At 73.9% G+C, this 1,239-nt stretch carries 1 protein-coding gene and 1 pseudogene; both read left to right on the forward strand.

Features of this window, described 5'->3' with window-relative positions; genetic code table 11:
* Positions 1–89 (forward strand): annotated as a pseudogene (locus tag HW445_RS33950) (VOC family protein); the annotation flags it as partial.
* Between the two features lie 240 nt (positions 90–329).
* Positions 330–1,239: serine/threonine-protein kinase (locus tag HW445_RS31560; RefSeq protein ID WP_180224191.1), on the forward strand; the 910-nt coding region annotated here is incomplete at its 3' end.

Raw genomic sequence — 1,239 nt, forward strand, 5'->3', positions numbered from 1 at the left:
TGCAGGCACAGCCGTTCCGGACCGACCGGGGCGCGGTGGCGGTGGTGACGGACAACCAGAACGCGTCGTTCGCCCTGCTGGAGAGGTGACGGGCCGCCACCGGGACGGGGCGGCCGGGGCACGGAGCGGGCTGCCGGGGTCTGGACCCGGGCCGCCGCGCACGGTACCCAGGGTGCGGGCGGCGCCCGGTTCGCCCCCGGGTTCGCGCGGCACCGCTCGGGCAGGGAAGAATCGGGGTGCGTGCCGCCACGGCGGTGCGGTGGTGAGACGCTGCACGGGGTCGCGTACACACGAAGGCGACGCGGCTCTCACGGGGAGGTGGCAGGCAAGTGGTGGATCAGCTGACACAGACCGATCCGCGCCGGATCGGTCCGTTCGAGGTGCTCGGACGGCTGGGAGCCGGAGGCATGGGCCTGGTCTATCTCGCGCGCTCGGCCTCCGGGCGGCGGGTGGCGATCAAGACCGTGCGGACGGAGCTCGCCGAGGACCAGCTGTTCCGCGTCCGCTTCACGCGTGAGGTGGAGGCGGCCCGCGCCGTCTCCGGCTTCTACACGGCCGCCGTGGTCGACGCCGACCCGCGGGCCGCGGTGCCCTGGCTGGCGACCGCCTACGTCCCGGCTCCGTCGCTCGAGGAGATAGTGAACGAATGCGGCCCGCTGCCGGTGCAGGCGGTCCGCTGGCTGGCCGCGGGCGTCGCCGAGGCGCTGCAGTCGATCCACGGCGCGGGCCTGGTGCACCGCGACCTCAAGCCGTCCAACGTCCTGGTGGTCGAGGACGGCCCGCGGGTGATCGACTTCGGTATCGCCTCCGGCGTCTCCTCCACCCGGCTGACCATGACCAACGTCGCGGTCGGCACCCCCGCCTACATGTCCCCGGAGCAGGCCAAGGACTCCCGCAGCGTCACCGGGGCCAGCGACGTCTTCTCGCTGGGCTCCACGCTGGTCTTCGCGGCCACCGGGCACCCGCCGTTCCACGGCGCCAACCCGGTGGAGACGGTCTTCATGCTGCTGCGTGAGGAGCCGGACCTGGAGGGGCTGCCCGACGAGCTGCGGCCGCTGATCGACGCCTGCATGAAGATGGACGCCTCGGCCCGCCCCAGCCCGGCGGACCTCCAGGCCCAGCTCGCCCCGCACCTGTTCGGTGCGGGCTCCGACGACAGCGGCACCGCCTCGGCGTGGCTGCCGGAGCGGGCCGTCCACCTCATCGAGCAGCGCCGCAACGGCGGCCGCACCATCATGG

The organism is Streptomyces sp. UH6 (genome assembly GCF_013421635.1).
In the GTDB taxonomy this organism is placed as follows: Bacteria; Actinomycetota; Actinomycetes; order Streptomycetales; family Streptomycetaceae; genus Streptomyces; species Streptomyces abyssomicinicus.